The organism is Streptomyces sp. AK010, assembly GCF_014207295.1.
Taxonomy (GTDB): Bacteria; Actinomycetota; Actinomycetes; order Streptomycetales; family Streptomycetaceae; genus Streptomyces; species Streptomyces massasporeus.
In genome coordinates, this window is sequence record NZ_JACHCX010000016.1 from 82,298 (window position 1) to 108,558 (window position 26,261).

Sequence of the window (26,261 nt, forward strand, 5' to 3'; positions counted from 1 at the left end):
CGCCCCTAGGACGCGGAGGCGCTCCCCAGTTCCTCCGCACTCGTCGCGATCGCCTCACCCAGCCGCGCCGTGATCACCAGCGTCCCCTCCTCGACCTGGTAGTCGAGAGGCAGCCCCAGCCCCCGCATGGCGGCGACCATCCCCGTGTTGGACGCCTGTGTCACGGCGTACACACTGGAGCACCCCGCCTCGACGGCCATGGCCACGAGCCGCGACAGCAACTGCGCCCCGACACCCCGCCGCTGCCACGCGTCCTCGACGAGCAGCGCGACCTCCGTCTCGTCCCCGTCCCACAGGAGGTGACCGAGCCCGACGACCCGCCCGGAGGCCGTCTGCACGGCGAGGGTGCGGCCGTAGCGCGGACTGAGCAGGTGGTTGAGGTAGCGGTCGGCGTCACCGACGGGCCCGTGATAGCGCAGCCTCAGCGTGCTCGCAGAGCAGCGCTCGTGCATCGCCCTGGCCGCTTCGAGGTCACGGGTGTCGGCCCGCCGCACGGTGATGTCGCTGCCCTCGGCGAGCGTGAGCACGTCCCGGCCGTGCGGCAGACGCGGTCCGAGCCGGGCGTCGAGTTCCACCAGGGCCCTGGCCCGGGCGAACTCGGTGGGGGTGAAGGGCAGATACGGCCGCTCGACGGTGATCACGCCGCCTTCCGGGCCGCGCAGCCGCATCACGGTGTCGTCGAGGGCGCCCTCCACGGGAACGCCTTCCGTGGCCCGGCCGCCGCCGGCCGGAGCGGGACGGGACCGGATCGTGCACCGGCCGAGCAACTGCCTCAGGGCCAGCGGCAGTTCCGCCGCGTCCAGGGCCGTGCGGGCGGCGAGTCCGAGGACCCGGGTCGGCGCGTCCACCAGGTCGTGGGCGTCGGCCCGCTCGATCCAGGTGTCGGTGCCACCGGCCGACTCGACGGCCGTGGTGACCTCGGACGCCGGCAGACCGGCCGGGCCCCGCAGCAGGAACTCGTCGACCGTGCCCGTGGCCAGCGGGTGCGTCTGCAGGCTCAGGATGTCGACGCGCCGCCCGGCCAGGGCACCGCACAGCGCGGCCAGGGACCCCGGTTCGTCCTGAACCGTGGTCCGCATCCGCCACAGGGTGTTCGCCCCCGGCACCGGCTCCGGTGCCGGGGACCCGGTATCACTCGTCGGCGGTGCGTGTTCCTGGCGACGTGTCCGCCAGGCGTGGAACGCCGCCGTGGCCCGCTGCCACGAGGTGGCGGGGCGGCAGTTGTCGTCAGGGTGCGTCACTCGAGCTACGTCTCGCGTCATGCACCCACTGTGACGGAACGGTGTTGCGTGATCGCGAACGCATTGTGACCGGCGGGTAAAGGGGGCCTTTTGCCCTCTTTGTCAACGCTTCAAACGTTGCGCTGCGTGCTACTGGCCGACCAGGCCCGGCTGGAGGGTCTGGGTGAACAGCACGGCGCCGTCCTGCTCCCGCAGACGCACCGTCAGCTCCCCGCTGTGGCCGTCGATGTCGACCTCGCCGAAGAACTGGTAACCGCCGGCGGGGGAGACGTTGGCGGTCGTCGGCGCCTTCACGAACACGCGGTCCGGGCCGAAGGTGGCGTCGAGCGCGCTCGCGGGGAAGGCACCGGCGTTGAGCGGACCCGAGACGAACTCCCAGAACGGCTCGAAGTCGGTGAAGGCGGCCTTGGACGGCTGGTAGTGCTGCGCCGAGGTGTGGTGCACATCGGCGGTGAGCCACACCGTGCCCGTGATCCGGCGGTGCTTGACGAACCGCAGCAGTTCGGCGATCTGCAGCTCGCGCCCGAGCGGCTTGCCGGGGTCGCCCTGCGCGACGGCCTCGATGTTCGGCGCGTCCGGGACGACGAGGCCGACCGGCATGTCGGCGGCGATCACCTTCCACACCGCCCGGGAGCGGGACAGCTCGCGCTTGAGCCACTCCAGCTGCTCCCGGCCGAGGATTCCCTGCGGGTCGACCGGCTGGTCGCCCGGCGAGTTGGCGTTGCGGTAGGTGCGCATGTCCAGGACGAACACGTCCAGCAGCGGGCCGTGGTGCTGCGCGCGGTAGACCCGGCCGTCGGGGCGGCGCAGCGTGGAGATCGGGAAGTACTCGGAGAAGGCCCTGCGGGCGCGGGCGGCGAGCACGTCGACGTTCTTCTCGGTGTACCGGGTGTCGGTGATGATCTCGCCCGGGTACCAGTTGTTGAGGACCTCGTGGTCGTCCCACTGGACGATGGACGGGACCCGCGCGTTGAAGGCCCGCAGATTCTCGTCCAGGAGGTTGTAGCGGAAGTTGCCGCGGAACTCCGCGAGCGTCTCGGCGACCTTCGCCTTCTCCTCGGTGGTGATGTTCCGCCAGGTCCGGCCGTCGGGCAGGGCCACGGTGCCGGTGATCGGGCCGTCGGCGTAGATGTTGTCGCCGCTGCAGAGGAAGAAGTCGGGGTCGAGGGCGCCCATCGCGTCGTAGATGCGGTAGCCGCCGAGCTCCGGGTTGATGCCCCAGCCCTGCCCGGCCAGGTCGCCGGACCAGACGAACCGCACGCCGTCACGGCGCTTGGCGGATGCGGTGCGGAAGGTGCCCGTGACCGGCTCGCCGGCGCGGCGCGGGTCGTCCGGGTCGGCGAGCAGCACGCGGTAGTGGATCTGCTCGCCGGACGGCAGGCCGTGCAGCCGGGTCGTGCCGGTGAAGTCGGTGCCGGGGCCCAGCAGCGGCCCGTGCCATCTGCGGGGGTTGCGGAACGACTCGGTCGCCGACGTCTCGACGATCATCCGGGCCGGCCGGTCGGAGCGCACCCACACCAGCCCGGAGTCGCAGGTCACGTCACCCGCCTGCACACCCCACCCCGCCGTCGGGCGCCCGGAGCGGGCGAAGGCGGGCGCCGCTCCGAGAGCGGTGGGCAGGGACAGGGCCGCCGACGCGGCGAGGGAGCCACGCAGGACGCTACGGCGCCCGGGCAACGGACGGTGGGACATGGATGCGCCTCCAGGGACGGGATCCGGCCAAGTGTGCAGAGCCACAACTACTGGCACGCCGCAGCGCCCACACGAACCCCAAGTGAACAACTGACCGCAGGGTGAGGGAACGCTCGAACCGGTCGGCTCACCCGGTCGCCGCCTCGGCCATCAGACGCACGCCCTCGGCGATCCGGGCGGGCGGCACATGGGCGTAGCCCAGGACGAGCCGGATCTCCTTGTCCCCCTCGGGCCCGGCCGGCGCGTGGGCGTAGGCCGAGAGCGGGCGCACCGCGACCCCCGCCTCCGCCGCCCGCGCGAGGAACCGCGCCTCGGGCCCGTACTCCTGCGGCAGTGTGGCGATCACGTGCAGGCCTGCGGCGATCCCGGACACCTCCGATCCGGGGAAGTGCGCGTCCAGGGCGGCGACCAGCGCGTCGCGCCGGTCGCGGTAGGCGCGCTGGCAGCGGCGCAACTGGCGGTCGTAGTCGCCGCGCTCCAGGAACCGGGCGAACAGGGCCTGGTCGAGGGCCGGGTGGCCGAGATCCATCGTGCGCTTGCGTTCGACGACCTCCTCCGTCCAGGAGTCCGGCACCAGCAGCCAGCCCAGCCGCAGGCCCGGCGCGAGGGACTTGCTGACCGAGCCCGTGTACGCCACGTGGTCCGGGTCGAGGCCCTGGAGCGCGCCGACGGGAGCACGGTCGTAACGGAAGTCGCCGTCGTAGTCGTCCTCCAGGACGATGCCGTCCACCGACCGCGCCCAGTTCAGCAGTTCCGCTCGCCGCCGGGCCGAGTAGGCGAGGCCGGTGGGGAACTGGTGGGCCGGAGTCGTCACCACAGCCCGCACGCCCGAGGACCGCAGCGGCTCCAGGGCGACCCCCTCGTCGTCCAGCGGCAGCGCCACGGCGGTGACGCCGGCCGAGGCGTACAGCGCTTCGTGCTGGGGACTGCCCGGGTCCTCCACACCGACGGTGCGCACCCCGCGCGCGTGCAGCGCGAAACCGAGCAGCGCCGTCGCCTGGGCCACCCCGGAGACGACCACGATCCGCTCCGGGTCGGCGACCACGCCCCGCCGCCGGGCGAGCAGTTCGGCCAGCGCGGTGCGCAGCCTCGGCAGCCCGCGCGGATCGGGGTAGCCCAGCTCCTGGTGCGGGAGGTCCGTCAGCACGCCGCGCTGCGCGGCGGCCCACGCCGCACGCGGGAACAGGGCCAGGTCCGGCGTCCCGGGCACGAAGTCCGCGCGGGCGCCGGGGACGCGCGGAGCCAGGTCGTGCGCCCGCGGCCGCGCGGCCCGGACGGCCGCGCCCACCCAGGTCCCGGCGCCCCGGCCGCTGCGCAGATACCCCTCGGCCGTCAACTGCTCGTACGCCTCCGTCACCAGCCCGCGCGAGACCCCCAGGTCCGCCGCGAGGTCCCGGCTCGACGGCAGCCGCGTGCCCGGCGCGAGCCGGCCCGAGCGGACCGCCTCGCGCAGTGCCGCCCGCAGGGACCGGCCACGCGTGCGTGCCGGAGCCGAGACGGCGGGGAGCAGCAGCTCCCAGGCGGCGGACGCCGTACCGTCGCCCGGATCCCGCTGCACTGGTCCCATGAGGGGAGACCTTAGAGGGTTCCCAAGGCAGGGGAGACCGCTGAGGCTCGCCGTACCCGGGGCGGGTCAGCGGCTGCCGTCGAGGACCACCCGGGCCACCAGCGCCGGGTCGTCGTTCATCGGGACGTGGCCGCAGCCGGGCAGCCGCACCAGCCTGGCCTGCGGGATCACGCCCTTGGCGCGCACGCCCTGGCGGGGGATGAGCAGCCGGTCCCGGCTGCCCCACGCCACGGTGACCGGCGTGCCCACGATGTCGTCGGTGAACTGCACGGTCCGCCCGGAGCGCAGTGTCTCGGAGAAGCCCTGGGCGTTCGCCAGCGCGAGCGTCTCCGCTACCACGGCCTCGGGTGAGCGGCGGCCCGGGCGGGCGTAGATGGTGCTGGTCAGCAGGGTTCGGCCGAGGGCCGGCCGGGCCAGCCGCTCGACCACCGGCGGCGGCAGGCGGCGGGCGATCTGCCGCATCGTCGACAGCACGGTGAAGGCGTAGCGGCGCTCGGCCTCGTTCCAGAACCCGGCGGGGGACAGGGCGGTCACCGAGCGGACGAGCCGGGCCCGCGCCAGGTCCAGCGCCAGCAGGCCGCCGAGCGAGTTGCCCGCCACGTGCGGCCGTTCGATCTCCAGCGCCCCGAAGAGCGCCTTCAGGACCGTGCTCATCGTCGGCAGGTCGTGCGCCATGCCGTCCGGGAGCGCCGGTGAATCGCCGCAACCGGGCAGGTCCACGGCGATCACGTCGCGTTCGGCCGCGAGCGCGGGGATCACCGGTTCCCACGCCTGCCGGTGGTGGCCGATGCCGTGCAGCAGGAGCAGCGGTTCACCGCTGCCCCGGCGTGTGTAGGACAGGGTCACGCTCTGCTCGCCCTGCGCGGAGGCGACTTTGAAGGAGACGGTGGCGGACATGGGGTGCTCCTCGGCTGTACTCGCTGACGGACGCCGTAGACAGCTTGTCAGCAATTGCTACCCGCGGGTAGCCCCATGGGGGCGCCGGCTTCACGGCGCCGGACCGCTCAACGGGCCCGCCGCACCTCCAGGTTGAACTCGGCGTGCCCGAACTTCTGGAACAGGCCGACCCACAGGGGCAGCCACATCTCCACGGCGCGAGCCGCCCGGATGCCGCCCAGGTCGAGGACGCGCTCCGCGGGCCAGCCGAACTCCCCGAGCAGCGCCGTCACCTGCTCCCTGGCGCCCGGGTCGTCCCCGCAGACGAAGACGTTGTGCTCGCCCGGCACACTGGCCGGATCCACCATCACCCGGCAGTTGACCGTGTTGAGCGACTTCACCACGCGCGCGTGCGGAAACGCCCGCTGGATCTGCTCGCCCACACTGTCCGAGCCGACCGGGGACAGCCGCAGCTCGCCCTCCTCGAAGGCCAGCGGGTTGGACACGTCCACGACGACCTTCCCGTCGACGTTCTCCGCCCCGGCCGCCTCCAGCGCGGCGAGCGCCACCCGCCCGCCGACCGCGTTCACCACGACCTCACCGAACTCCGCCGCCTCGGCGAACGTCCCCGCGCCCGCGCTCGGGCCGACTGAAGCGGCCCACTGCACGGCGGCCGTGTTGTCCCGTGTGCGCGAGCCGAGCCGCACCTCGTGACCCAGCTCCACCAGCCGTCCGCCGAGCGTGCGCCCGACCTGCCCCGTGCCCAGCACCGCGTACCGCATCGCCACCTCCGCAGCCGTGCCGCCGATCACCGGCGTCCTGTCGGCCATTCTGTCCGGGAAGGGGTGGTTCCGCCTGGACAGGGCACCATCGGTGGGCTGGGATGGAGCCGTGACCACCGAGACCGCGACCGACGTCTTCGAAACCCACCGTCCCGTCCTGCTGGGTGTCGCGTACCGCATGCTGGGCCGCGTCGCCGACGCGGAGGACATGGTCCAGGAAGCCTGGCTGCGCTGGTCCGGCGCACCCCGCGCGGACGTGCGCGAACCGCGCGGCTACCTCGTGCGGATCACCACCCGGCTCGCCATCGACCGCCTGCGCCAGATCAAGGCACGCGGCGAGACGTACGTCGGACCCTGGCTGCCCGAGCCGTACGTCACCGACTTCGGCGACACCGTGCCCGACACCGCTGAGCGGGCCGTGCTCGCCGACTCCGTCTCCGTCGCCGTCCTCGTCGTGCTGGAGTCGCTGTCACCGCTGGAGCGGGCCGTGTTCGTGCTGCGCGAGGCCTTCGCCTTCCCCTACGCCGACATCGCCGCCATGCTCGACCGCGGCGAACCGGCGGTGCGTCAGCTGGCCGGGCGGGCCCGCAAGCACGTCGAGGAGCGGCGCCCCCGCTACGAGGTCGACCCCGCCCAGCGCCGCGACTTCACCGAGCGGTTCCTCGCCGCCGCGGCCGACGGCGACCTCGAAGGTCTGATGGCGCTGCTCGCCCCGGAGGTCCGGCTCGTCGGCGACAGCGGCGGCAAGTCGCAGGCGCCGCTGCGGGTCCTGCAGAGCGCCGACAAGGTGGGCCGCTTCCTCGTCGGCGTCGCACAGAAGAGCCTCCCGGGCCTGTCCGTGCGGTTCCTGGAGCTCAACGGCGGCCCGGCCGCGCTGATCCTGTCCGGCGGCAAGCCCGACTCCGTCTTCCAGCTCGACGTGGCCGACGGCCGCGTGCAGGCGGTCTACATCATCCGCAACCCCGACAAGCTGCGGTCGCTGGCCGCCGGCTAGACACGCCGCCGAGCCGGTCAGCGGCCCCTCGTACAGGGCCGTGAACGTTCCCGGCCATTGGTCTTGACCAAGGATCAGGGCCGCCCTATGGTCGCAGAGAAGTGCAACAACCTTTAATAAACAAGGGCGCTAAAACGCCGCCGACCACGGCGATTGCGGAGGACAGGGTGGGGACCACGCAGCTGGAATCGGTGCAGGAACCGAAGTACTGGCATCTCAAGACGGTGCTCAGTGAAGCGCTCGACTCGGAGTTCGCGGTGGGCGAGATCCTGCCCAACGAGCGCGACCTGGCGGCACGCTTCGGCGTCGCCCGCGCCACGCTGCGCCAGGCGCTGGAGCAGCTCGAACTCGAAGGCAGGCTGCAGCGCCGCCGCGGTGTCGGTACGACCGTCGCGCCGCCCCGCATGGGCGTCTCCCTCGGCACCGGCCCGCACACCTGGCCGGGCGGCCCCGAGGACGACTGGCAGCCCGTCGACTGCACCACGGCCGTGCCTCCGGCGGCCGTCGCCGACGCGCTGGAGACCGGCCGCGAGGAACCCGTGCACATCGTGCGGCGCTCCCGCGTCTCGCACGGCCGGCCGGTCGCCGCGGAACTGCTGTACATTCCGCAGCCCTCGGTGCCCGAGCTCTCCGGCATCGACGCGCCGTCCGGAGCGGCACGCGCGCGTGCGGTGCTGCGGGAGCTGCAGCGGCCGGCGCTGGAGCGGCAGGAGAGCGCGGTGGAGCTCGGTTCCGCCGGGGCCGAGGAGGCGAAGGAGCTGGACCGGCTGCCGGGGGCGCCCGTGCTGGTGGTGACCACTCGGTTCGTGGCCGGGGGGCGTACGTCCGCGTTGTCGGTGGCGACGTACCGGGCTGACACGTGCCGGTTGACCTTCGGTGACTCGGGTGGCGTGGAGATTCACGCCGGGCCTCGGCAGAAGGCGTCCTGACCGTTCGATACCGGGGGGCAGCCCCGCGCCGCTAAAGGGGGCGTTGTTCCACCGCGAACAGCTGCTCCTCCACATGGTCCAGGGCCAGGCGCAGGGCACCGGTTGCCACGGCCGCGTCTCCCAGGGCGGAGAGGGTCACCGCCGGGGGGCGCAGGCAGTAGCGGGCGAGTTCCTCGCGGAGGGGGGCCAGGACACCGTCCAGGCCCGCCGCCCAGCCGCCGATGACGACCAGCTCGGGGTCCAGGGCGAGGACCAGGGCCGCCACGTCGTGGACCAGGCGCTGGATGAAGCGTTCGACGGCCGCGCGGGCCCGCTGGTCGCCCTCGCGGGCCTGCGCGAAGACCCCGGCGACGGCCTGCTCGTCGAGCGGGTGGAGAGGTTCGTCCGTGGTGGACAGGAGCGTCTCGGGCGTCACCCCCCGGCCCAGCAGATGCAGCGCGCCGATCTCGCCGGCCGCCCCGCCGTAGCCCCGGTGCAGCCGGCCCCCGATCAGGGAACCGGCCCCCGGGCTGAGCCCCGCCAGCACGAACACCACGTCGTCCGACTCGGTGGCCGAGCCCTTCCAGTGCTCGGCGACGGCCGCGGCGTTGGCGTCGTTCTCCACCAGGACCGGGCACTTGAACGACCGGCCAAGCCGCTCGCCCAGCCGCAGACCCGTCCACCCCGGCAGCGCCGTGCCCAGCCGGACCGTGCCGTCGGCCTCGACGATCCCGGGCGTCGCCACACCCACGGCCCGCAGCGAGCCGCGCGCGACCCCGGCCCGCCGCAGCAGCTCGGCGACGGCCCCGCGCAGCCGCTCCAGCCGCTCGTCGGCCCCCGCCGTCTCCGGCACTTCCTTGGCCTGGGCGCCGATCACACGGCCGTCCAGGTCGGACAGCAGCGCGGACACCCGGTGCGCCCCGATCTCCAGCCCGAGCAGATGCCCGGCCTCCGCCCGGAACCGGAACCGCCGCGCCGGACGCCCCTGCCGTCGGGCGGCGCCCTCCTCGGCGGCCTGCTCGACGACGAGCCCGGCCTCGATGAGCCCTTCGACGACGCCCTCCACGGTCGGCCGGGACAGCCCCGTCACCCGGGTGATCTCGGTCAGCGTCGCGCAGTCCGCGGCGCGCAGCGCGTGCAGCACCACCGCGGAGTTGATCCTTCGCAGCAGCGAGGGATCCCCGCCGGTCAGCCGCCCCACCGTCCGTCCTCCCAGGTCGTGCGCGTGTTGGCCGGATCGTACTTCGGCAGGGCACACCCCGGCGAGGGGCGGGCACCGGACCTCGGTGATCAGCCCGGCGCCACGAAGCCCGACTCGTAGGCCGCGATCACCGCCTGGGTGCGGTCCCGCGCCCCCAGCTTCGACAGCACCGCGCTGACATGCGACTTCACCGTCTCGGTTCCGACGACGAGCCGGGCGGCGATCTCCGCGTTCGACAGGCCCCGCGCCATCAGCCGCAGCACCTCGGCCTCGCGTTCGGTCAGCTGGGCCCGCTCCAGCACGGCCCGGGCCGCACGGTTCCCGCCGGTGTCGCCGTACTCGGCGGCGAGCTGGCGCACCCATGCCGGGAACAGCAGTGACTCGCCCTCCGCGATCAGCCGCACCGCGTGCGGCGTGTACCTCATGCTGACGGCCCTGTTCGCCGCGGGTGTCGCGGCCCTGCTCCGCAGCGGCGTGGCCACCCTCTCCCTGCTGGTGCCGTTCATCCTCGTCGTGTCGTTCGTGATCGGCGACGCCACGGGCACCGTCGCCGACTTCCTGCCCGACAAGGCCGGGCAGTTGGTCCTCCGGGAGACGTACGACGGCACGCTCGGGCCGTGGTCGGGGCTCGCGGTGACCGCGCTGTGGACGGCCGCCGCCCTGCTCGCGGGAGCCTGGAGCGTGCGCCGCAGGGACGCGTGAGGGCGAGCCGGTCGATGCCCCGCCAAGTGTCAGTGGCGGCGGGTTTACTGGACCCATGAACATCGCACAGCACATCGCCCTCATCGACGAGCTGTGCTACCGCCCCTTTCCGGCGGAGCACGGCCCGTCGGACGTCGGTGCCTCGGGGCCCGGTCACCACATCGCGGTGTTAGAGGCCGCGACCGACGACGACCCGGCGGCCAGGGCGGTGACGATCGACCAGTTCGAGAAGGACCGCGACGCCGTCTACGAGCTCCTCGCCTCCCGCTGGGGCGACACCCTTCCGTACAACCTGCGGACCGTCCTGTTGCGCACCGAGCGGGAGGAGGTCCCCGTGCCATGGGCGGAGTTGAGCGCGCGGGCGGGCGTCGCGCACCTGTGGCAGGTGGAGGGCACGGGCCGCTGGGTCGCCGTGGCGGTCGCGGACCGGGACCCCTCGCGGGAGGTCCAACTGCTGGCCCTGGTCACGGAGACGGACCCCCCGTAGGCGGTCAGCTTCCGGCGGCTTCCCGCAGCCGTCCGAACTCCTCGGCCATCGTGTCGAGCGTCCAGTGCGCGTTCAGCCCGCTCGGATTCGGCAGCACCCACACGCGCGTGTCCCCGATCGTCCGCGCCTGCGGCCCCACCTGCGCCTTGCGGTCGTCGAAGGCAGCGCGGTACGCGGTCACCCCCACCACGGCCAGCCAACGCGGCCGCAGCCCTTGCACCTTCGCCGCGAGCAGCCGCCCGCCCTCCCGGTACTCCTCGGCGCTCAGCTCGTCGGCCCGCGCGGAGGCCCGCGCCACGACGTTGGTGATGCCGAGCCCGTACGACGGCAACTCCCGCTGCTCGGACGGCTTCAGCAGCCGCGGCGTGAAACCGGACCGGTGCAGCACCGGCCAGAAGCGGTTGCCCGGGCGGGCGAAGTGATGGCCCGTCGCGGCGGTCATCAGGCCCGGGTTGATGCCGCAGAACAGGACGTGCAGACCCTCCGCGACCACGTCGGGCACGACGCGGTCGCGGGCGGCCTCCAGCTCCTCGGGCGTGAATCGCGCCATCAGGGAAGGCGCGTCAGAGGATCGCGCCGGGCGTGTAGCCAGCGGCCTGGGGGTGCTGCTTCACGATCTCCTCGACCCGGGCGACGACGGCGGCGACCTGGTCGCCCGCGGCACCGGTGAAGGACAGCTTGTCGGCCATCAGCGCGTCCAGCTGGTCCCGGTCCAGCGGGATGCGCGCGTCGGCGGCCAGCTTGTCGAGCAGCTCGTTGCGCTCGGCGCCCTGCTCGCGCATGGCGAGTGCGGAGGCGACGGCGTTCTCCTTGATCGCCTCGTGCGCGAGCTCCCGGCCGACGCCCGCGCGCACGGCGCCCATGAGGACCTTGGTGGTGGCGAGGAACGGCAGGTAGCGGTCCAGCTCACGGGCGACGACCGCCGGGAACGCGCCGAACTCGTCGAGCACCGTCAGGAACGTCTCGAGCAGACCGTCCAGGGCGAAGAACGCGTCAGGCAGGGCGACCCGGCGCACCACCGAGCAGGACACGTCGCCCTCGTTCCACTGGTCGCCCGCCAGCTCGCCGGTCATCGAGGCGTAGCCGCGCAGGATCACCATCAGGCCGTTGACGCGCTCGCAGGAGCGGGTGTTCATTTTGTGCGGCATCGCCGAGGAGCCGACCTGGCCGGGCTTGAAGCCCTCGGTGACCAGCTCGTGCCCGGCCATCAGCCGGATCGTCTTGGCCAGCGACGACGGGGCCGCCGCCAGCTGCACCAGCGCGGTGACGACCTCGTAGTCCAGTGAGCGCGGGTAGACCTGGCCGACCGAGGTGAACGCCTGGGAGAAGCCCAGGTGCGTGGCGATCCGCTGCTCCAGGTCCGCGAGCTTCCCGGCGTCCCCGCCCAGCAGGTCCAGCATGTCCTGCGCGGTGCCGACCGGGCCCTTGATGCCGCGCAGCGGGTAGCGGCCCAGCAGCTCCTCGACCCGGCCGTACGCGACGAGCAGTTCGTCGGTGGCGGTGGCGAAGCGCTTGCCGAGGGTGGTGGCCTGCGCGGCGACGTTGTGGGAGCGGCCGGCCATGACCAGCTCACCGTACTCGCCGGACAGCTTGCCGAGCCGGGCCAGGACGGCGACCGTGCGGTCGCGCACCAGCTCCAGCGAGAGGCGGATCTGGAGCTGCTCGACGTTCTCGGTGAGGTCGCGGGAGGTCATGCCCTTGTGCACGTGCTCGTGCCCGGCGAGGTCGTTGAACTCCTCGATCCGCGCCTTCACGTCGTGCCGCGTGACCTTCTCGCGCTCGGCGATCGAGGCCAGGTCGACGGTGTCGAGGACACGCTCGTAGTCGGCGAGCGCCGCGTCCGGCACCTCGATCCCGAGGTCCTTCTGGGCCCGCAGCACGGCGAGCCAGAGCCGGCGCTCCAGCTTCACCTTCTGCTCGGGCGACCAGAGCGTGGCGAGCTCGGTGGAGGCGTAGCGTCCGGCGAGGACGTTCGGGATGCGGGGCTTGGCGGGAGCGGAAGTCACGTGCACGGATTCTACTGGCGATTCGTGCAGGCCAGCGCCGCGGGTGTCCTTGTCGGAACCTACGAGAGCACCGGGGCCCTCTCCACCTGGGGCTACGCCCGGTCCTCGTACGGCAGCAGCTCGGGCCTCTTCGGGGGCAGTCCGTCGCCCGAGGAGCGGCCCGTCAGACGGCGGCCTATCCACGGCAGCAGGTGCTGCCGGGCGAACCGGGCGTCCGCGACCCGTCGCAGGACCCAGCCCGGCGGCAGTGTCGCCGGCATCGGCGTGTGCCACTCGGCGTCCTCGGGGTCGTGGCCCAGCGTCTGCCACACCGCCTCCGCGACCCGGCGGTGGCCCTCGGCCGTCAGGTGCAGCCGGTCCACGTCCCACATCCGCGGGTCGCTCAGGGACGGCGCGCCGTACAGGTCGACGACGATCGCGCCGTGCCGGTCGGCCAGCTCGTCGACGCAGGCGAACAGCTCCTCCATGCGAGGCCGGAACCGCTGCAGGACGGGGCCCTGGCGGCCCGGGCTGCGCATCAGGACGAGCTGCCGGCAGGCGGGGGCCAGCTTCTCCACGGCCTCCTCCAGGAGCCCGCGGACCCGGCCCATGTCGCACTTGGGCCGCAGCGTGTCGTTGAGCCCGCCGACCAGGGTGATCACGTCGGCACCCATGGCTGCCGCGACGTCGACCTGCTCGTCGACGATCTGCTGGATCAGCTTGCCGCGCACGGCCAGGTTGGCGTACCGGAAGCCGGGCGTCCGGGCCGCCATCCGCGCGGCGAGGAGGTCGGCCCAGCCCCGGTAGGTGCCGTCGGGCATCAGGTCCGACATGCCCTCGGTGAAGGAGTCGCCGAGGGCGACCAGGCTGCTGTAGGTAGGGTTCGTCTGCATGGCGACGGAAATGGTATCCCGTGCACATACCCATCAGTCGGTCGGCCTCCATGGACTCCCGCCCCGAGATCCCGCACGCCGGCCCTCACGGACCACCACCCGGACATCCCGCACGCCGACCGTCACGGCCCCCCCCCGGACATCCCGCACGCCGGTCCCCACGGACCACCCTCGGACATCCCGCACGCCGGCCTCGCCGCCCCGCCCCGCGTCTCACGTCCGCTGCCCGAACAGCTCCCGCAGTACGTCCTCCATGGTCACCAGCCCGGCCATCCGCCCGTCCGCCCCGAGGACGGCCGCGAGGTGTGTGCGGCTGCCTCGCATGGCCGTGAGGACGTCGTCCAGTGGCGTGTGCTCCCGCACGCGTGCGATGGGGCGCATGTCCCGCAGCCGGAACGGCGTGTCCCGCCCGACGGCGTCCAGGGCGTCCTTCACGTGCAGGTAGCCCACGATCCTCCGCCCCTCGTCCACCACCGGGAAACGCGAGAACCCGGACTCCGCCGACAGCCGCTCCAGCTCCTCCGGCGTGATGCCGACGCTCGCGTACACCACGTCCTCCAGCGGCATCACCACGTCCCGCACCGGGCGGCGGCCCAGCTCCAGCGCGTCCCGCAGCCGCTCCTGGGCCCGGTCGTCGATCAGGCCGGCCTCGCTGGAGTCCTTCACGATCTGCGCTATCTCCGCGTCCGAGTAGGAGGCGGCGACCTCCTCCCGGGCCTCGACCCGCAGCAGCTTCAGCAGGGCGTTCGCGAACGCGTTCACCGTGAAGATCACCGGGCGCAGCGCCCGGGACAGCGCCACCAGGGGCGGCCCGAGCGCCAGCGCGCTGCGCACCGGCTCGGCGAGCGCGATGTTCTTCGGCACCATCTCGCCGAGCAGCATGTGCAGATAGGTCGCGAGGGACAGCGCGATCACGAAGGACACCGCGTGCCCCGCGCCCGCGGGCACGCCCACCGCGTGGAACACCGGCTCCAGCAGATGCGCGATCGCCGGCTCGGCCACCACGCCCAGCACCAGCGTGCACAGCGTGATGCCGAGCTGTGCGGCGGCCATCAGCGCGGACACGTGCTCCAGGCCCCACAGCACACTCTTCGCGCGCCGGTCACCCTGGTCGGCGTAGGGCTCGATCTGGCTGCGGCGCACCGAGATCAGCGCGAACTCGGCGCCGACGAAGAAGGCGTTGACGACGAGCGTCGCCAGTCCGATCAGCAGCTGGACGGCGGTCACAGCTCCACCCCCTTCTCGTCGGTCCCGTGGTCGTCGAGTGGGGCACGCAGCCGGACACGGGCGGCCCTGCGCCCCGTCGCGTCCAGGACCTCCAGGTGCCAGCCGGCGATCTCGAGGGTGTCCCCGGCGGCCGGTATCCGGCCGAGCACCGTGGCCACCAGTCCGGCGAGCGTCTCGTAGGGCCCCTCCGGAGCGCGCAGCCCGACGCGTTCCAGGTGGTCCACGCGGGCGGAGCCGTCGGCCGAGTACAGCGCGTGCCCGGACTCGTCCGTGCCGGCCGAGGCCAGGTCCGGGGTCTCGTGCGGATCGTGCTCGTCGCGCACCTCGCCGACGACCTCCTCGACGATGTCCTCCAGCGTGGCCACGCCCGCCGTGCCGCCGTACTCGTCGATCACGACGGCCATCGTGCGTTTGCCGGAGAGCCGGTCCAGGAGCCGGTCGACGGTGAGCGTCTCCGGGACCAGCAGCGGTTCGCGCATCAGCTCGGAGACGTAGATCCGCGTGCGGCGCTCGGCCGGCACCGCCAGCACGTCCTTGACGTGGGCCGTTCCGACGACCGAGTCGAGCGTCCCGCGGTAGACGGGGAACCGGGACAGGCCGGTCGCCCGGGTCGCGTTCGCGACGTCCTCCAGGGTCGCCTGCACCTCCAGCGCGACGACCTGCACCCGGGGCGTCATCACGTTCTCCGCGGTCAGGTCGGCGAGGTTCAGGGTCCGCACGAACAGCTCGGCGGTGTCGGGCTCCAGGACGCCCTCCTTCGCGGAGTGCCGGGCGAGGGCCGCCAGCTCCTGGGGCCCGCGCGCCGAGGCGAGCTCCTCGGCGGGCTCGACGCCGATCCGCCGCACGACCCGGTTCGCCGTGTTGTTGAGGTGCCGGATGAACGGCCGGAACGCCGCACTGAACCATCGCTGCGCGTTGCCCACGGTCTTGGCGACGGCCAGCGGCGAGGAGATCGCCCAGTTCTTCGGCACCAGCTCGCCGACGACCATCAGGAACACCGTGGACAAGGCGGTGCCGATCACCAGCGCGATGCTGTGCGACGCCGAGCGCGAGATGCCGAGATCCTCCAGCGGCCCGGCGATCATGGCGGCGATCGACGGCTCGGCGAGCATGCCGACCACCAGGTTCGTGACGGTGATGCCGAGCTGCGCACCGGAGAGCTGGAACGTCAGACTCCGTACGGCCTTCAGCGCGCCCTGTGCACCGCGCTCACCGCGCTCGACGGCCCGCTCCAGCTCGGCGCGCTCGACCGTGGTGAGGGAGAACTCGGCCGCCACGAAGGCGCCGCAGGCGAGCGAGAGCAGGATCGCCGCCAGGAGGAGGAGCACTTCGGTCATCGGTTCACCCCCGTTCCATGGTTCTCCAGGACGGGGCGGAACGCGCGGTGTCGCGCACGGGGACGCTCGCCCATGGGCGGACGCTCACAACCTTTCATGCAGGACCGAGTGGCCAATCAAGGGTAAAGGATGGGCAAAGCCCTCAAAGTCGCCCGGGCGTGGCCGGTCAGGCACCGGCGGGCGAGAGCCGGTAGGCGCCCCCGTGAGTGACGACCCGCCCCGCGGTGGGCGGTGCGAAGTGAGTGCCCAGGAGGAGGGTGTCCGTGCCGACGTTCTGCCTACGCCGCCGAGCAGATCGACGTCATCCTCACCCGCGCGACCCGGCGCGGGGAGCGGACCCCCGACGCCGAGTCGGTCATCGACCGGGTCGTCGCGCCCATGATGTACCGCATCCTGTTCCGCCCGGACGGCCTCGACGCCGCCTACGCCCGGCGGCTCGTGGCCGGAGTCCTGCGCGGCGTCCAGAAGCGGTCGCGGGCAGTGCCGGCGTCCACGCCCCCGGCACGGGCTCAGTCGGTCAAAGGCTTGACCCAGCGCCGCCACTGCTCCTCGGGCTCGTAACCGGCGGCGTCCCACGCCCCGTGCGCGATCTCGTTGCGGGTGAGCACCATCGCGTCCGCGCGGCGCCCCCCGAGCCGTACGAACCGCTCCTCCGCGGCGCCGAGCAGCGCGGACGCGATGCCCTGGCGGCGGCGGTCCGGGTGCACGGCCAGCCGGTACAGATGGCAGCGCCAGCCGTCGAACCCGGCGATCACCGTGCCCACCAGGTCGCCGCCGCTCTCGGCGAGGATCAGCGCCTCGGGATCACGGGCGACGAGCCGCTCCACACCACCGCGGTCGTCGCTGATGCTCGTGCCCTCGGCGGCCACCTTCCAGAAGGCCGGCACGGCGTCGAGGTCCTCGGGCGTCGCGGGCCGGATGCGCACGTCGGTCATCCCAGGATCACATCACCCGCGTCGAGCCCCGTCAGACCGTTTCACCATACGGACGTCACTCCTGCGCGATGGCCGCCAGTACGTTCATCCGGGAGGCACGCAACGCCGGCAACAGCGCCGCCACGACCCCGACCACCGCCGAGCCGACCACCACCAGCACGATCGTGACCCATGGGATCGCCAGCGCCGTCATGCCCTGGAGCGCCAGCACCTGCTGCATGCACACCCCCCACACCAGCCCCAGCACCAGCCCGAGGACCGCGCCGAACACCGCGATCACCACCGACTCCAGCCGGATCATCCGCCGCAGCTGACGCCGGGCCAGCCCGATCGCCCGCAACAGGCCGATCTCCCGGGTGCGTTCGACCACCGACAGCGCGAGGGTGTTGACCACGCCCAGCACCGCGATGATGATCGCCAGCCCGAGCAGCGCGTACACGAGGTACAGCAGGACGGCGATCTGGTCGTGGACCAGCCGTTTGTAGTCGGCCAGGTCCCGCACCCGCACCTGCGGGTACGGTTCCAGCGTCTCCTCCAGGTTCGCGCGCAGCTCGTCGTCACCCGTGCCGGCGGCGGCGTTGACGTAAAGCGCGGAATCCTGCCCGCCCGGCGCGTACCGCTCCAGGGTGCCCAGCCCGAAGAACAGCCCGCCCTGGGTGCCGAATCCCTCGGCGGAGTCCTGGTCGGTGAGCGCGCCGACCGTCAGCTCGGCCGAGCGTCCGCCCGGGAACTCCACCGGGAGGGTGCTGCCCGCCCGCACGCCGTGGTCGCGTGCGAAGTCCCGGTCCATGGCGAGCCGCCCGGGCGCGAGCGCGGACGCGGAGTCCCCTTGCACGTAGGTGATGTTGGCGACGTCGTCGAGCCGCGGACCGTAGCCCGCGGCGGTGGTCTCCACGCGGTCGCCGTCCGGGAGCCGCACCGCGACCGGGGTGAACCGCCCGCGCACGACCAGGCCCACCCCGTCGGTGCCGCGCACCTTGCCGGTGACCTCCTGCGGGAACGGCTGGAAGTTGGCGTTCTGGATCACGAAGTCGGCGCCCAGCGTCGTGTCGATCTGCCGGTCGAACGACGCCGTCATCGACTCGCTCGCCACCGACATCCCGCCCACCAGGGCGATCCCCACCATCAGGGCCGCAGCCGTGGCTCCGGTACGGCGGGGATTGCGCAGGGCGTTGCGCTGGCTCATCCGCCCGATCGACCCGAACAGCGCCGGGAAGGCCGCGCCCAGCACCCGGATCACCGGACGCACCAGCAGCGGTCCGGCGACCACGGTCGCGATCAGGGTGAGCACCACGCCGAGGCCCAGCAGGGACGCCGCCGACGAGGTCTGCCGCGACACCGCGCACCCCGCGAGCGCCGCCGCACCGGCCGCCCCGACGATCCCGCCCGCCACCGCGCGCATCCGCAGCGGCCGGCCCACCCCGGCGACCTCGGCGTCCGAGAGCGCGGCCATCGGCGAGACACTCGCGGCCCGCCGCGCCGGGAGATAGGCGGCGACGAAGGTGACACCGAGTCCGACGACGTACGCCGCCACCGGGGTCACCCAGCCGATCTCCATCTCGTCGGCGTCGATGTTCATGCCGAGCAGGCCCATCAGACCGATCAGCCCGGCCGCGAGCCCGATGCCCGCGGCGAGTCCCAGCGTGGAGCCGACCAGGCCGAGCAGCAGGGCCTCGGTGAGCACCGAGCCGCGGACCTGGCGCCGGTCGGCACCGAGGGCGCGCAGCAGACCGAGTTCGCGGGTGCGCTGGGCGATGAGCATGGAGAAGGTGTTGACGATCAGGAACACGCCGACCAGCACGGCGATCCCGGCGAAGCCGAGCATCACGTACTTGATGACGTCGAGGAACCCGCCCAGTTGCTCGACGTCCGACTTGGCCTGTTCGCCGGCCGTCCTGAAGTCGTAGGTGTGCGCGCCGAGCGCGGCGGCCACGCGCTGCTTGAGCTGAGCGTCGCCGACGCCCGCCGCCGCGTCGACCGAGATGCCGGTCGCCGTCCCCGGCCGGCCCAGCAGCTTCGTCTGAGCCGTCGGCGTGTCGAAGTAGAACAGCGCGGAACCGGGGTTCGTCGTCGTGAACGTGACGATGCCGACGACCCGCACCTTGAACGACCCGGGGGGCGCGATGACGGTGAGGGGGTCGCCGATGCGCACGTTCCTGCGGTCGGCGGTCTCGGAGTCGAGCAGCGCCTGGGCGGGGCCGCGCGGGGCGTGGCCCGAGGTCAGCTCGACCGGGCTGCGCTCGCTCGGGTTCCAGGCGTAGCCGAGCGTCGGTGCCCCGGCGGTCGGGCCCACCGGCCGGTTGTCCTCGTCGACGACCGTGAGGCCGTTCACCTTGACGTCCGCGCGGGCCGCCGCGACCCCGTCGACCTGCCGGACCCGTTCGGCGAGCGCGGCCGGCAGGGTGGCCGTCCGGCCGGAGGGCACCGCCTCGTCGAGGTCCTCCTTCGGGCTGACCGTGACATCGGCCGCGGTGGAGGCGAACAGCCGGTCGAACGTACGGCTGACGGTGTCCGAGAAGATCAGGCTCCCCGTGACGAACGCGACGGACAGCAGGACGGCGAGCGCGGAGAGCAGCAGCCGCCCCTTGTGCGCCAGGAAGCTCCGCAGGGTCGCCTTGAGCACGGGCTCAGTTCTCCTCGGGGGACGCGGGGGCGTTTTCGTACCGGGTGCGGATCACGTCGAACCGCTTCATCCGCTCCAGGACCGCCTCCGCCGTGGGGCGCTGCATCTCGTCGACGATCTGGCCGTCCCCGAGGAAGAGCACCAGGTCCGCGTGGGCGGCGGCGCCGGGGTCGTGGGTGACCATGACGACGGTCTGCCCCAGTTGGTCGACCGCCTCGCGCAGGAAGCCGAGCACCTCCAGGCCGGCCCGCGAGTCGAGGTTGCCGGTCGGCTCGTCCGCGAAGATCAGCTCGGGCCGGGAGGCCAGCGCCCGCGCGCAGGCCACGCGCTGCTGCTGCCCGCCGGACAGCTGCGACGGCCGGTGCCCGAGCCGGTCCCGCAGGCCCAGGGTGTCGATCACCTGGTCCAGCCACTTCTCGTCCGGTTTCCTGCCCGCGATGTCCATCGGCAGGGTGATGTTCTCCAGCGCGTTCAGGGTCGGGATGAGGTTGAACGACTGGAACATGAACCCGATCCGGTCGCGGCGCAGCCGTGTCAGCTCGCGCTCCCTCAGCCCCGTGATCTCGGTGTCGCCGAGCCACACCTGACCGGCCGAAACGGTGTCGAGCCCCGCCAGACAGTGCATCAGGGTGGACTTCCCGGAGCCCGACGGGCCCATCACGGCGGTGAACCGGCCCCGGACGACGTCCACGTCCACCGAGTCGAGTGCGAGCACGGCCGTCTCGCCCGAGCCGTACGCCTTGGTGAGACCGCGGGCGCGGGCCGCGATCCCGTCGGCCGGCGCGAGGCCGGGAGCGTGCTCCGCAGCAGGTGTGGACAAGGCCGCCTCCTCTGGGTGGACGTCAGGACCTCCTGGCCCTGCACGAGGGTAATGTGACCCGGCCCACACTCGGTATCCTCCGCGGGTCGGACACCGCCCTTGCCGGTGCTAGCACCCTCGCGCTAGCTTCGAGGTATGGCGAAGACCCAGCTGAACGTGCGCGTCGACGAGGGCACCGCCCGCGCCGCCCGCGAACGCGCCCTCTCCCGCGGCATGAGCGTCAACCGCTACATCGAGGAACTGGTCAGACAGGACACCGGCGAGGTCGGCCACACCTTCGTGGAGGCCGCCGCCGACTTCATGAAGCAGTACGAGTCCGTCTTCGCCGAGGAGTTCGATGGGGGTGCCCCCGCTCGAGCGAAGCCGAGAGTGGGGAAGGGCCGTGAGGGCACGCGCGAAGGTCGCCGCTGAACCGTTGAACAACCTCGACATCGACCTCGCCTGGCTGCTGATGCTCGCCGAGCACCACACCCCCGGAGACCCCCAGGTCACCGACTGGGGAGCCCTCGTCGCCGCCGTCGCCCGCCACCAGGCCGCCATATTCGACGTCCCCGTCTACGACAGCCCGCACGCCCGCGCCGCCGCGCTGCTCCAGCTCCTGCTCCACGTGCCCGCGCTGGAGCGCTCCAACGCCCTGTTCGCCTCCGCCGTGGCCTACGCCTATCTCGTCGCCAGCGGTGTCAAGGTCATCACCTCGCCCGAGCAGGTCCGCGACCTAGCCCGGCTGGTCAAGAACGGTGAGGCGTCCGTACGGGACATCGAGCAGGAGCTGCGCCAGTGGAGCCTGTGACCACCGGCCGCACTACCCGCTGACCGGACGCCACGCCGTGCCCAGCACGCAGTACGAGCTGGGCAGCCGCGGCCCCTCCTCGGGCATCAGGACCTGCCGGTAGGGGCCGAGTTCGAACCCGGCGTCCCGCAGGGCCCGCACCGGCTCCCGTGCCACGTGGCAGCCCCCGCTCAGCACCGGCCACACCGTCCGGTCCAGGGCGTGCTGAGTGAAGGTCATCGCCCGGCCACCGCCCCGGCCGTGTTCGAAGAAGCGCACCTCGCCGCCCGGCCGGAGCACCCGCCGCAGCTCCCCGAGCGCCCGGGGCACGTCCCGCACACTGCACAGCACCAGCGACACCACGGCCGCGTCGAAGCCCTCGCTCTTGACCGGCAGCGCCTCGGCCGCTCCCGGCACCACGTCCACCGGCACCTCGGCGCGCAGCGCGGCCGCCACGGCCAGGTGCCGCAGCCGCCGCTCCGGTTCGATCGCCACGACCTCCGCGACGGCACGCGGGTAGTGCGCGAAGTTCAGCCCGTTGCCCGCGCCGATCTCGATCACCCGCCCCGACAGCCCGTCGAGCAGTCTCCCGCGGATCCGGCCCATGCCCATCCGGGTCTCGGCGGCGACACTGACCCGGGCGTAGCAGCGGGCGAACAGCGGATGGTGCACGGCGTCCCGTGGCACCTTGCCGGAGCGGAGCGGCATGGGGACCTCCCAGACGAGGCTGGCCTTGCGCCTCAGAGCGATTGTCCCCCGGACGGGCCCGTCGCACCCCTGTCCGCTACCGAAGGATTACCCGGCCCAGCACGGGAAGGTGGTCGCTCCCGGTCTCCTCCCGTGCCGACAGGGCGAGCAGACCGGCGGCGCCGAGCGCGCCGGTCACCAGCCAGGGGTCCCACGACGACCTGCCGCCGGCGGCCACGCTAGGCGAGTTCCGCCGCCAGCAGGGCGGCAGCGCCGGCCACCAGCGGATTGTCGGCCGGGGCGTCCTCCTCCGGCTGGGTGGTCAGGACGGACATCACGATCGGCGGGCCGTCCGGCGGCCATGTGATGCCGACGTCGTTGTTGCCGCCGTAGCGTCCGCCGCCGGTCTTGTCGGCGATCAGCCAGTCGGCGGGCAGGGCCTTGCGGAACTTCTCGGTGCTGGTGGTGTTGCGCAGCAGCCAGTCCGTGAGCCGAGCCCGGTCCCGGGGCTCCAGCGCGGTGCCGAGCACGAGCCGGGCGTAGGTCAGGCCGATGGCGCGCGCAGTCGTCGTGTCGGTCACGCGCCACGGCTCCGCGGAGTTGAGCTCGGGCTCCCAGCGGTCGAGCCGGGTGACCCGGTCACCGACCGAGCGGGCGAAGCGCGTGACGGCGGTCGGCCCGCCCAGCTCCTTCAGGAGCAGGTTGCCCGCGGTGTTGTCGCTGAAGCGGATGGTGGCGTCGCACAGTTCGCCGACGGTCATGCCGGTCGCGACGTGGTCCTTGGTGATGGGGGAGTAGCCCGACTTGGTGACGTACTCCTGGGTGTACTGGATACGCCGGGCCAGGAACTCGCCGTCGCGGTCGAGGTCGCGCAGGACGGCCGCGGCGGCGAGCGTCTTGAACACCGAGGCCATCGGGAAGCGTTCGTCGGCCCGGTACACCACCGTCCGGCCGGTGCGCAGGTTGCGGCCGTACACGCCCAGCCGGGCGGTGTGCTCCTGCTCCAGTTCCCGCAGCCGCGCGGTGACGCCGCCGGTGCCGGACAGGGCGTGGGCCGTGCCGCCGCCCAGTGAGAGAGCGACGGCCGTGCCCAGCACGAGGGCCGTACGGCGGGACGGGCGTGATCCGTTCGAGTACAAGATGGTCCCTTCGGAGGTGATCACGTACGAAGTTCACCACGCAATCACGCCCAGCCTCGGTTTCACCGCGAGCGTCCCGGTCCCTCAGAACGCCTCGGGTGCCTCCCGGATCCGGAACGCCTCCGCGTCCCACGAGCCGTCCAGTCGGGGCGCCAGCCAGTGCGGCGCCCCCGCCTGGAAAGCGGCGGGGGAGAGGGCGCCCGAGCCGGCCGGAACCGAGCCCAGCAGGGGGGCTTCGGCCACCTCCGGCAGATCCGCGAGATTGCAGCGCGCGGCGAGATCGGGCGCCGCGGGCCAGCTGCCGATCACGATCCCGGCCAGGTCCAGCCCCCGGGCCCGCAGTTCACGCGCCGTCAGCTCCGTCGTGTTCAGGGTGCCGAGCCCCGCAGGGGTCACGACCAGCACCGGCGCCGACAGCAGCCGGGCCGCGTCGGCGAGGGTGCCACCGGCCGCGTCGAACCGGACGAGCAGGCCACCGGCTCCTTCGACCAGCACCAGGTCGTGCTCGGTGGCCAGCTTGGCGGCGGCCTCCGCGACCTCGTGCGGATGGACCGGGGTCCGCCCGGCCCGGCGCGCCGCCGTGGCCGGCGCCAACGGCTCGGGAAACCGGGCGAGTTCGGCCGTCGTCACCGGGCCCGCGAGGCGTGCCACCTCGGCGGCGTCCCCGGGCTCGTCCGGCCCGACGCCCGTCTGCGCGGCCTTCAGCACGGCCACGGAGCGGCCGGCGGCGACCGCCGTCGCTGCCACGGCGGCGGTCACGACCGTCTTTCCGACCTCCGTGCCCGTGCCCGTGATCACCAGTACCGGCATGTCATCCCTCCCGCGCGGCCGCGCACACGGCCCGCGCGATCCGGGCCAGGTCCTCCTCGCCCGTCACGTACGGCGGCATGGTGTAGATCAGATCGCGGAACGGCCGCAGCCACACGCCCTCGCGCACGGCCGCCGCCGTCGCCGCCTCCATGTCCACCGCGTGGTCCAGTTGCACCACGCCGATGGCGCCGAGCACCCGCACGTCCCTCACGCCCGGCAGGTCCGAGGCAGCCGAGAGCCCGTCCCGCAGCCCCGCCTCGATCCGCTTCACCTCGGCGAGCCAGTCCTGACCGAGCAGCAGCTCGATCGAGGCGCAGGCCACCGCCGCCGCCAGCGGATTGCCCATGAACGTCGGGCCGTGCGCGAGCACCGGTACCTCGCCCTGCGAGATGCCGTCCGCCACCCGCGCGGTGCACAGGGTCGCCGCCATCGTCATGTAGCCGCCGGTCAGCGCCTTGCCCAGGCACATCACGTCCGGTGTCACAGCCGCGTGCTCCGCCGCGAACATCGCACCCGTACGGCCGAACCCGGTGGCGATCTCGTCGAACACCAGCAGCACGTCGTGCGCGTCGCACGCCTCGCGCAGCACCCGCAGATACGCGGGGGAGTGGAACCGCATCCCGCCCGCGCCCTGCACCACCGGTTCGACGATGACCGCGGCCAGCTCATCGGCGTGCCGCTCGATCAGCGACCGCAACTGCTCGGCGTACGCCTCGTCGTACTCCGCCGGGGGCGGGTCGGCGAACACCTGACGCTGCAGCACCCCGGTCCACAGGTCGTGCATCCCGCCCTTCGGGTCGCACACCGACATGGGCTGCCAGGTGTCGCCGTGGTAGCCACCGCGCCAGGTCAGCAGCCGCTGCTTGCCGCGCCGGCCCAGCGAACGCCAGTACTGCAGGCACATCTTGACCGCGACCTCGACCGACACCGAACCGGAGTCGGCGAGGAAGACATGCTCCAGGCCCTCGGGCGACATGTCGACAAGGAGCTTCGCCAGGCGTACGGCGGGCTCGTGGGTGAGCCCGCCGAACATCACATGGCTCATCCGCTCCAACTGGCCGCGCGCGGCCTCGTTGAGCACCGGGTGGTTGTAGCCGTGGATCGCCGACCACCAGGACGACATCCCGTCGACCAGCTCTAGCGGACCGTCCGGCCCGCCCGGACCGTCCGCGACTCCCGAGCCGCCCGGCACCCCCGAGCCGTCGGCGAGCCGCAGCCGTACCCCGCTCGCCGACTCCACGACGAGCGGTTCCTGCCGTCCGGGCATCGGACCGTACGGATGCCACACATGCCGCCGGTCGAGCTCCAGCAGCTCGGGCACCGTCAGCTCAGGCATTGGGCGCGAGGTCCGTTCCGGCGCCCCGGCGGCGAACGGAGACCAGATCGGTACGGGCATCGGCGGCCGTACGGGGCTCGGAGGCCTCCGGCGCGGCGTCCGAGCCGCAGGCTCCGTCACCCCCGGAACCGCAGACGCCGCCACCGTCGTGGCAGCCTCCGGCGGCCCGGTGCTCCGGCAGCGTCACCTGGCCGGTGCCCTCCACCTCGAAGCCCGCGTCCGCGATCATCTCCAGGTCGGCCTTGCCGGCCTGGCCCTCACTGGTGAGGTAGTCGCCGAGGAAGATCGAGTTGGCCAGGTGCAGCGCGAGCGGCTGCATCGTGCGCAGATGGACCTCGCGCCCGCCCGCGATCCGCACCTCGACGTCCGGGCAGACGAACCGCGTCATCGCCAGGATCCTGAGGCACCGCTGCGGGGTCAGGTTCCACTCCTTGCCGAGGGGGGTGCCCTCGAACGGGATCAGGAAGTTGACCGGAACCGAGTCCGGGTCCAGCTCACGCAGGGAGAAGACGACGTCCACCAGGTCCTCGTCCGTCTCGCCCATGCCGGCGATCAGCCCGGAGCAGGCGGACAGACCGGCCGCGTGCGCCTTCTGCACGGTGTCGACCCGGTCCTCGTAGGTGTGCGTGGTGGTGATCTCCCCGTACGTCGCCTCGGACGTGTTGAGGTTGTGGTTGTAGGCGTCGGCGCCCGCCTCGCGCAGCCGCTCGGCCTGGCCGTCGGAGAGCAGCCCCAGGCAGGCGCAGACCTCGACGCCCTCGTTGTTGTCCTTGATCGTCCGAATCGTCTCGGAGACCCGGTCCACGTCCCGGTCGGTCGGGCCGCGCCCGCTCGCCACCAGGCACACCCGCTTGGCCCCTCCGGCCACACCGGCCGCCGCCGCGTCGGACGCCTGGTCGGGCTTCAGCCAGGTGTACTTCAGGATCCCGGCCGTCGAGCCGAGCCGCTGCGAACAGTACGAGCAGTCCTCGGGGCACAGGCCGGACTTGAGGTTGACCAGATAGTTCAGTTTCACCCGCCGTCCGAACCAGTGCCGGCGCACCCTTCCGGCCGCGGCCACCACATCGAGCAGGTCGTCGTCGGACGTCGCAAGGACGGCCAGAGCCTCGTCGCGGGTCGGCAGCTCGCGCCGAAGCCCCTTGTCCACCAGCGTGTTCAGCAGGTCCATGGAAGCCGATCCTGTCCTAAGGAGGTGCCCGGGGCAAAGGAGAGTTCGCACAACAGAGTCGCTTCGAGGTGTGGGTATTGCC

The 26,261-nt window shown here is 72.9% G+C and carries 27 protein-coding genes and 2 pseudogenes; 7 read left to right on the top strand and 22 right to left on the bottom strand.

Translation table 11 applies throughout. The annotated features are described in order from the left end of the window. Positions 1-5 precede the first annotated feature (5 nt). The 5 genes from HDC93_RS27330 to HDC93_RS27350 all read right to left on the bottom strand — a co-directional run bounded on the left by HDC93_RS27330 (position 6) and on the right by HDC93_RS27350 (position 6,158). The gene (locus tag HDC93_RS27330; RefSeq protein ID WP_185013464.1) at positions 6-1,262 is read right to left on the bottom strand and encodes a GNAT family N-acetyltransferase; all 1,257 of its coding nucleotides are present in this window, start codon (positions 1,260-1,262) and stop codon (positions 6-8) included. A gap of 108 nt (positions 1,263-1,370) precedes the next feature. Beyond that, a complete protein-coding gene (locus HDC93_RS27335; RefSeq protein ID WP_185013465.1) occupies positions 1,371-2,933 on the bottom strand; it encodes an alkaline phosphatase in 1,563 nt (520 codons plus the stop codon). A 127-nt stretch (positions 2,934-3,060) separates the two neighbouring features. Continuing rightward, the gene (locus HDC93_RS27340; protein WP_185013466.1) at positions 3,061-4,500 is read right to left on the bottom strand and encodes a PLP-dependent aminotransferase family protein; all 1,440 of its coding nucleotides are present in this window, start codon (positions 4,498-4,500) and stop codon (positions 3,061-3,063) included. Between the two features lie 66 nt (positions 4,501-4,566). Beyond that, positions 4,567-5,397, bottom strand: a complete 831-nt coding sequence (locus tag HDC93_RS27345) for an alpha/beta fold hydrolase (RefSeq protein WP_185013467.1) — start codon at positions 5,395-5,397, stop codon at positions 4,567-4,569. Positions 5,398-5,504: 107 nt separating this feature from the next. Continuing rightward, on the bottom strand, positions 5,505-6,158 hold the full coding sequence (locus tag HDC93_RS27350; RefSeq protein WP_185013608.1) for an NADPH-dependent F420 reductase: 654 nt from the start codon (positions 6,156-6,158) through the stop codon (positions 5,505-5,507). Positions 6,159-6,267: 109 nt separating this feature from the next. Between HDC93_RS27350 and HDC93_RS27355 the strand changes: the two genes are divergently transcribed. Together HDC93_RS27355 and HDC93_RS27360 are read left to right on the top strand one after the other, a co-directional pair. Further along, positions 6,268-7,152: an RNA polymerase sigma-70 factor gene (locus HDC93_RS27355; protein ID WP_185013468.1), complete on the top strand. Its 885-nt coding sequence runs from the start codon at positions 6,268-6,270 to the stop codon at positions 7,150-7,152. Between the two features lie 167 nt (positions 7,153-7,319). Next, complete coding sequence (locus HDC93_RS27360; RefSeq protein WP_185013469.1) at positions 7,320-8,081, top strand: GntR family transcriptional regulator; 762 nt, start codon at positions 7,320-7,322, stop codon at positions 8,079-8,081. Positions 8,082-8,112: 31 nt separating this feature from the next. Here HDC93_RS27360 and HDC93_RS27365 read toward each other — a convergent pair whose 3' ends face one another. Together HDC93_RS27365 and HDC93_RS27370 are read right to left on the bottom strand one after the other, a co-directional pair. Beyond that, positions 8,113-9,261 (bottom strand): ROK family transcriptional regulator, encoded by a 1,149-nt coding sequence (locus HDC93_RS27365; protein WP_185013470.1) that lies wholly within the window; start codon positions 9,259-9,261, stop codon positions 8,113-8,115. An 89-nt stretch (positions 9,262-9,350) separates the two neighbouring features. Continuing rightward, positions 9,351-9,800 (bottom strand): response regulator transcription factor, encoded by a 450-nt coding sequence (locus HDC93_RS27370; protein ID WP_398986628.1) that lies wholly within the window; start codon positions 9,798-9,800, stop codon positions 9,351-9,353. Here HDC93_RS27370 and HDC93_RS39770 point away from each other — a divergent pair. Together HDC93_RS39770 and HDC93_RS27380 are read left to right on the top strand one after the other, a co-directional pair. Then, positions 9,775-9,963 carry a hypothetical protein gene (locus HDC93_RS39770; RefSeq protein WP_398770997.1) on the top strand — a complete coding sequence of 63 codons (189 nt, stop codon included), beginning with the start codon at positions 9,775-9,777 and terminating at the stop codon, positions 9,961-9,963. The two genes, HDC93_RS27370 and HDC93_RS39770, sit on opposite strands and share 26 nt — an antisense overlap. 55 nt (positions 9,964-10,018) lie before the next feature. Next, a complete protein-coding gene (locus HDC93_RS27380; protein ID WP_185013471.1) occupies positions 10,019-10,450 on the top strand; it encodes a hypothetical protein in 432 nt (143 codons plus the stop codon). Between the two features lie 4 nt (positions 10,451-10,454). On the opposite strand, the gene mug is transcribed toward HDC93_RS27380, so the two are convergent. The 6 genes and pseudogenes from mug to HDC93_RS38775 all read right to left on the bottom strand — a co-directional run. After that, the gene (gene mug, locus HDC93_RS27385) at positions 10,455-11,000 is read right to left on the bottom strand and encodes a G/U mismatch-specific DNA glycosylase (protein WP_185013472.1); all 546 of its coding nucleotides are present in this window, start codon (positions 10,998-11,000) and stop codon (positions 10,455-10,457) included. A 13-nt stretch (positions 11,001-11,013) separates the two neighbouring features. Then, positions 11,014-12,456 carry an adenylosuccinate lyase gene (gene purB / locus HDC93_RS27390; protein WP_185013473.1) on the bottom strand — a complete coding sequence of 481 codons (1,443 nt, stop codon included), beginning with the start codon at positions 12,454-12,456 and terminating at the stop codon, positions 11,014-11,016. Positions 12,457-12,548: 92 nt separating this feature from the next. Next, positions 12,549-13,328 (bottom strand): SGNH/GDSL hydrolase family protein, encoded by a 780-nt coding sequence (locus HDC93_RS27395; protein ID WP_185013474.1) that lies wholly within the window; start codon positions 13,326-13,328, stop codon positions 12,549-12,551. A 213-nt stretch (positions 13,329-13,541) separates the two neighbouring features. Beyond that, positions 13,542-14,555 (bottom strand): hemolysin family protein, encoded by a 1,014-nt coding sequence (locus HDC93_RS27400; protein WP_185013475.1) that lies wholly within the window; start codon positions 14,553-14,555, stop codon positions 13,542-13,544. Then, positions 14,552-15,892, bottom strand: coding sequence for a hemolysin family protein (locus HDC93_RS27405; RefSeq protein WP_185013476.1), 1,341 nt, complete (start codon positions 15,890-15,892; stop codon positions 14,552-14,554). Before HDC93_RS27405 ends, HDC93_RS27400 begins: the two co-directional genes overlap by 4 nt. Positions 15,893-16,058: 166 nt before the next feature. Beyond that, positions 16,059-16,160 (bottom strand): annotated as a pseudogene (locus HDC93_RS38775) (MBL fold metallo-hydrolase); the annotation flags it as partial. Between HDC93_RS38775 and HDC93_RS27410 the strand changes: the two are divergent. Further along, positions 16,160-16,453, top strand: a pseudogene (locus tag HDC93_RS27410) (TetR-like C-terminal domain-containing protein); the annotation flags it as partial. The pseudogenes HDC93_RS38775 and HDC93_RS27410 overlap by 1 nt on opposite strands. Here HDC93_RS27410 and HDC93_RS27415 read toward each other — a convergent pair. From HDC93_RS27415 to HDC93_RS27425, 3 genes are read right to left on the bottom strand one after another with little or no spacing between them, the layout of a single operon-like run. Next, positions 16,402-16,827: a GNAT family N-acetyltransferase gene (locus HDC93_RS27415; protein ID WP_185013477.1), complete on the bottom strand. Its 426-nt coding sequence runs from the start codon at positions 16,825-16,827 to the stop codon at positions 16,402-16,404. The pseudogene HDC93_RS27410 and the gene HDC93_RS27415 sit on opposite strands and share 52 nt — an antisense overlap. Positions 16,828-16,882: 55 nt before the next feature. Continuing rightward, positions 16,883-19,450, bottom strand: a complete 2,568-nt coding sequence (locus HDC93_RS27420; RefSeq protein WP_185013478.1) for an FtsX-like permease family protein — start codon at positions 19,448-19,450, stop codon at positions 16,883-16,885. 4 nt (positions 19,451-19,454) lie between these two features. Continuing rightward, positions 19,455-20,270 (bottom strand): ABC transporter ATP-binding protein, encoded by an 816-nt coding sequence (locus HDC93_RS27425; protein WP_185013479.1) that lies wholly within the window; start codon positions 20,268-20,270, stop codon positions 19,455-19,457. A gap of 135 nt (positions 20,271-20,405) precedes the next feature. Here HDC93_RS27425 and HDC93_RS27430 point away from each other — a divergent pair, with 135 nt between their 5' ends. Further along, positions 20,406-20,681: a toxin-antitoxin system HicB family antitoxin gene (locus HDC93_RS27430; RefSeq protein WP_185013480.1), complete on the top strand. Its 276-nt coding sequence runs from the start codon at positions 20,406-20,408 to the stop codon at positions 20,679-20,681. A 4-nt stretch (positions 20,682-20,685) separates the two neighbouring features. Then, on the top strand, positions 20,686-21,060 hold the full coding sequence (locus HDC93_RS27435) for a fic family toxin-antitoxin system, toxin component (RefSeq protein WP_185013610.1): 375 nt from the start codon (positions 20,686-20,688) through the stop codon (positions 21,058-21,060). Between the two features lie 12 nt (positions 21,061-21,072). Here HDC93_RS27435 and HDC93_RS27440 read toward each other — a convergent pair whose 3' ends face one another. From HDC93_RS27440 to bioB, 6 genes are all read right to left on the bottom strand, one after another. Next, positions 21,073-21,747 carry a class I SAM-dependent methyltransferase gene (locus HDC93_RS27440; protein WP_185013481.1) on the bottom strand — a complete coding sequence of 225 codons (675 nt, stop codon included), beginning with the start codon at positions 21,745-21,747 and terminating at the stop codon, positions 21,073-21,075. Positions 21,748-21,823: 76 nt separating this feature from the next. Then, positions 21,824-21,964: a hypothetical protein gene (locus HDC93_RS27445; RefSeq protein ID WP_185013482.1), complete on the bottom strand. Its 141-nt coding sequence runs from the start codon at positions 21,962-21,964 to the stop codon at positions 21,824-21,826. 1 nt (position 21,965) lies between these two features. After that, positions 21,966-22,889 carry a class A beta-lactamase gene (gene bla / locus HDC93_RS27450; RefSeq protein WP_185013483.1) on the bottom strand — a complete coding sequence of 308 codons (924 nt, stop codon included), beginning with the start codon at positions 22,887-22,889 and terminating at the stop codon, positions 21,966-21,968. Between the two features lie 60 nt (positions 22,890-22,949). Further along, positions 22,950-23,675, bottom strand: a complete 726-nt coding sequence (gene bioD, locus HDC93_RS27455; protein ID WP_185013484.1) for a dethiobiotin synthase — start codon at positions 23,673-23,675, stop codon at positions 22,950-22,952. Between the two features lies 1 nt (position 23,676). Then, complete coding sequence (locus tag HDC93_RS27460; protein WP_185013485.1) at positions 23,677-25,011, bottom strand: adenosylmethionine--8-amino-7-oxononanoate transaminase; 1,335 nt, start codon at positions 25,009-25,011, stop codon at positions 23,677-23,679. Next, positions 25,004-26,179: a biotin synthase BioB gene (bioB, locus tag HDC93_RS27465; RefSeq protein WP_185013486.1), complete on the bottom strand. Its 1,176-nt coding sequence runs from the start codon at positions 26,177-26,179 to the stop codon at positions 25,004-25,006. Before bioB ends, HDC93_RS27460 begins: the two co-directional genes overlap by 8 nt. Between the last annotated feature and the right edge of the window lie 82 nt (positions 26,180-26,261).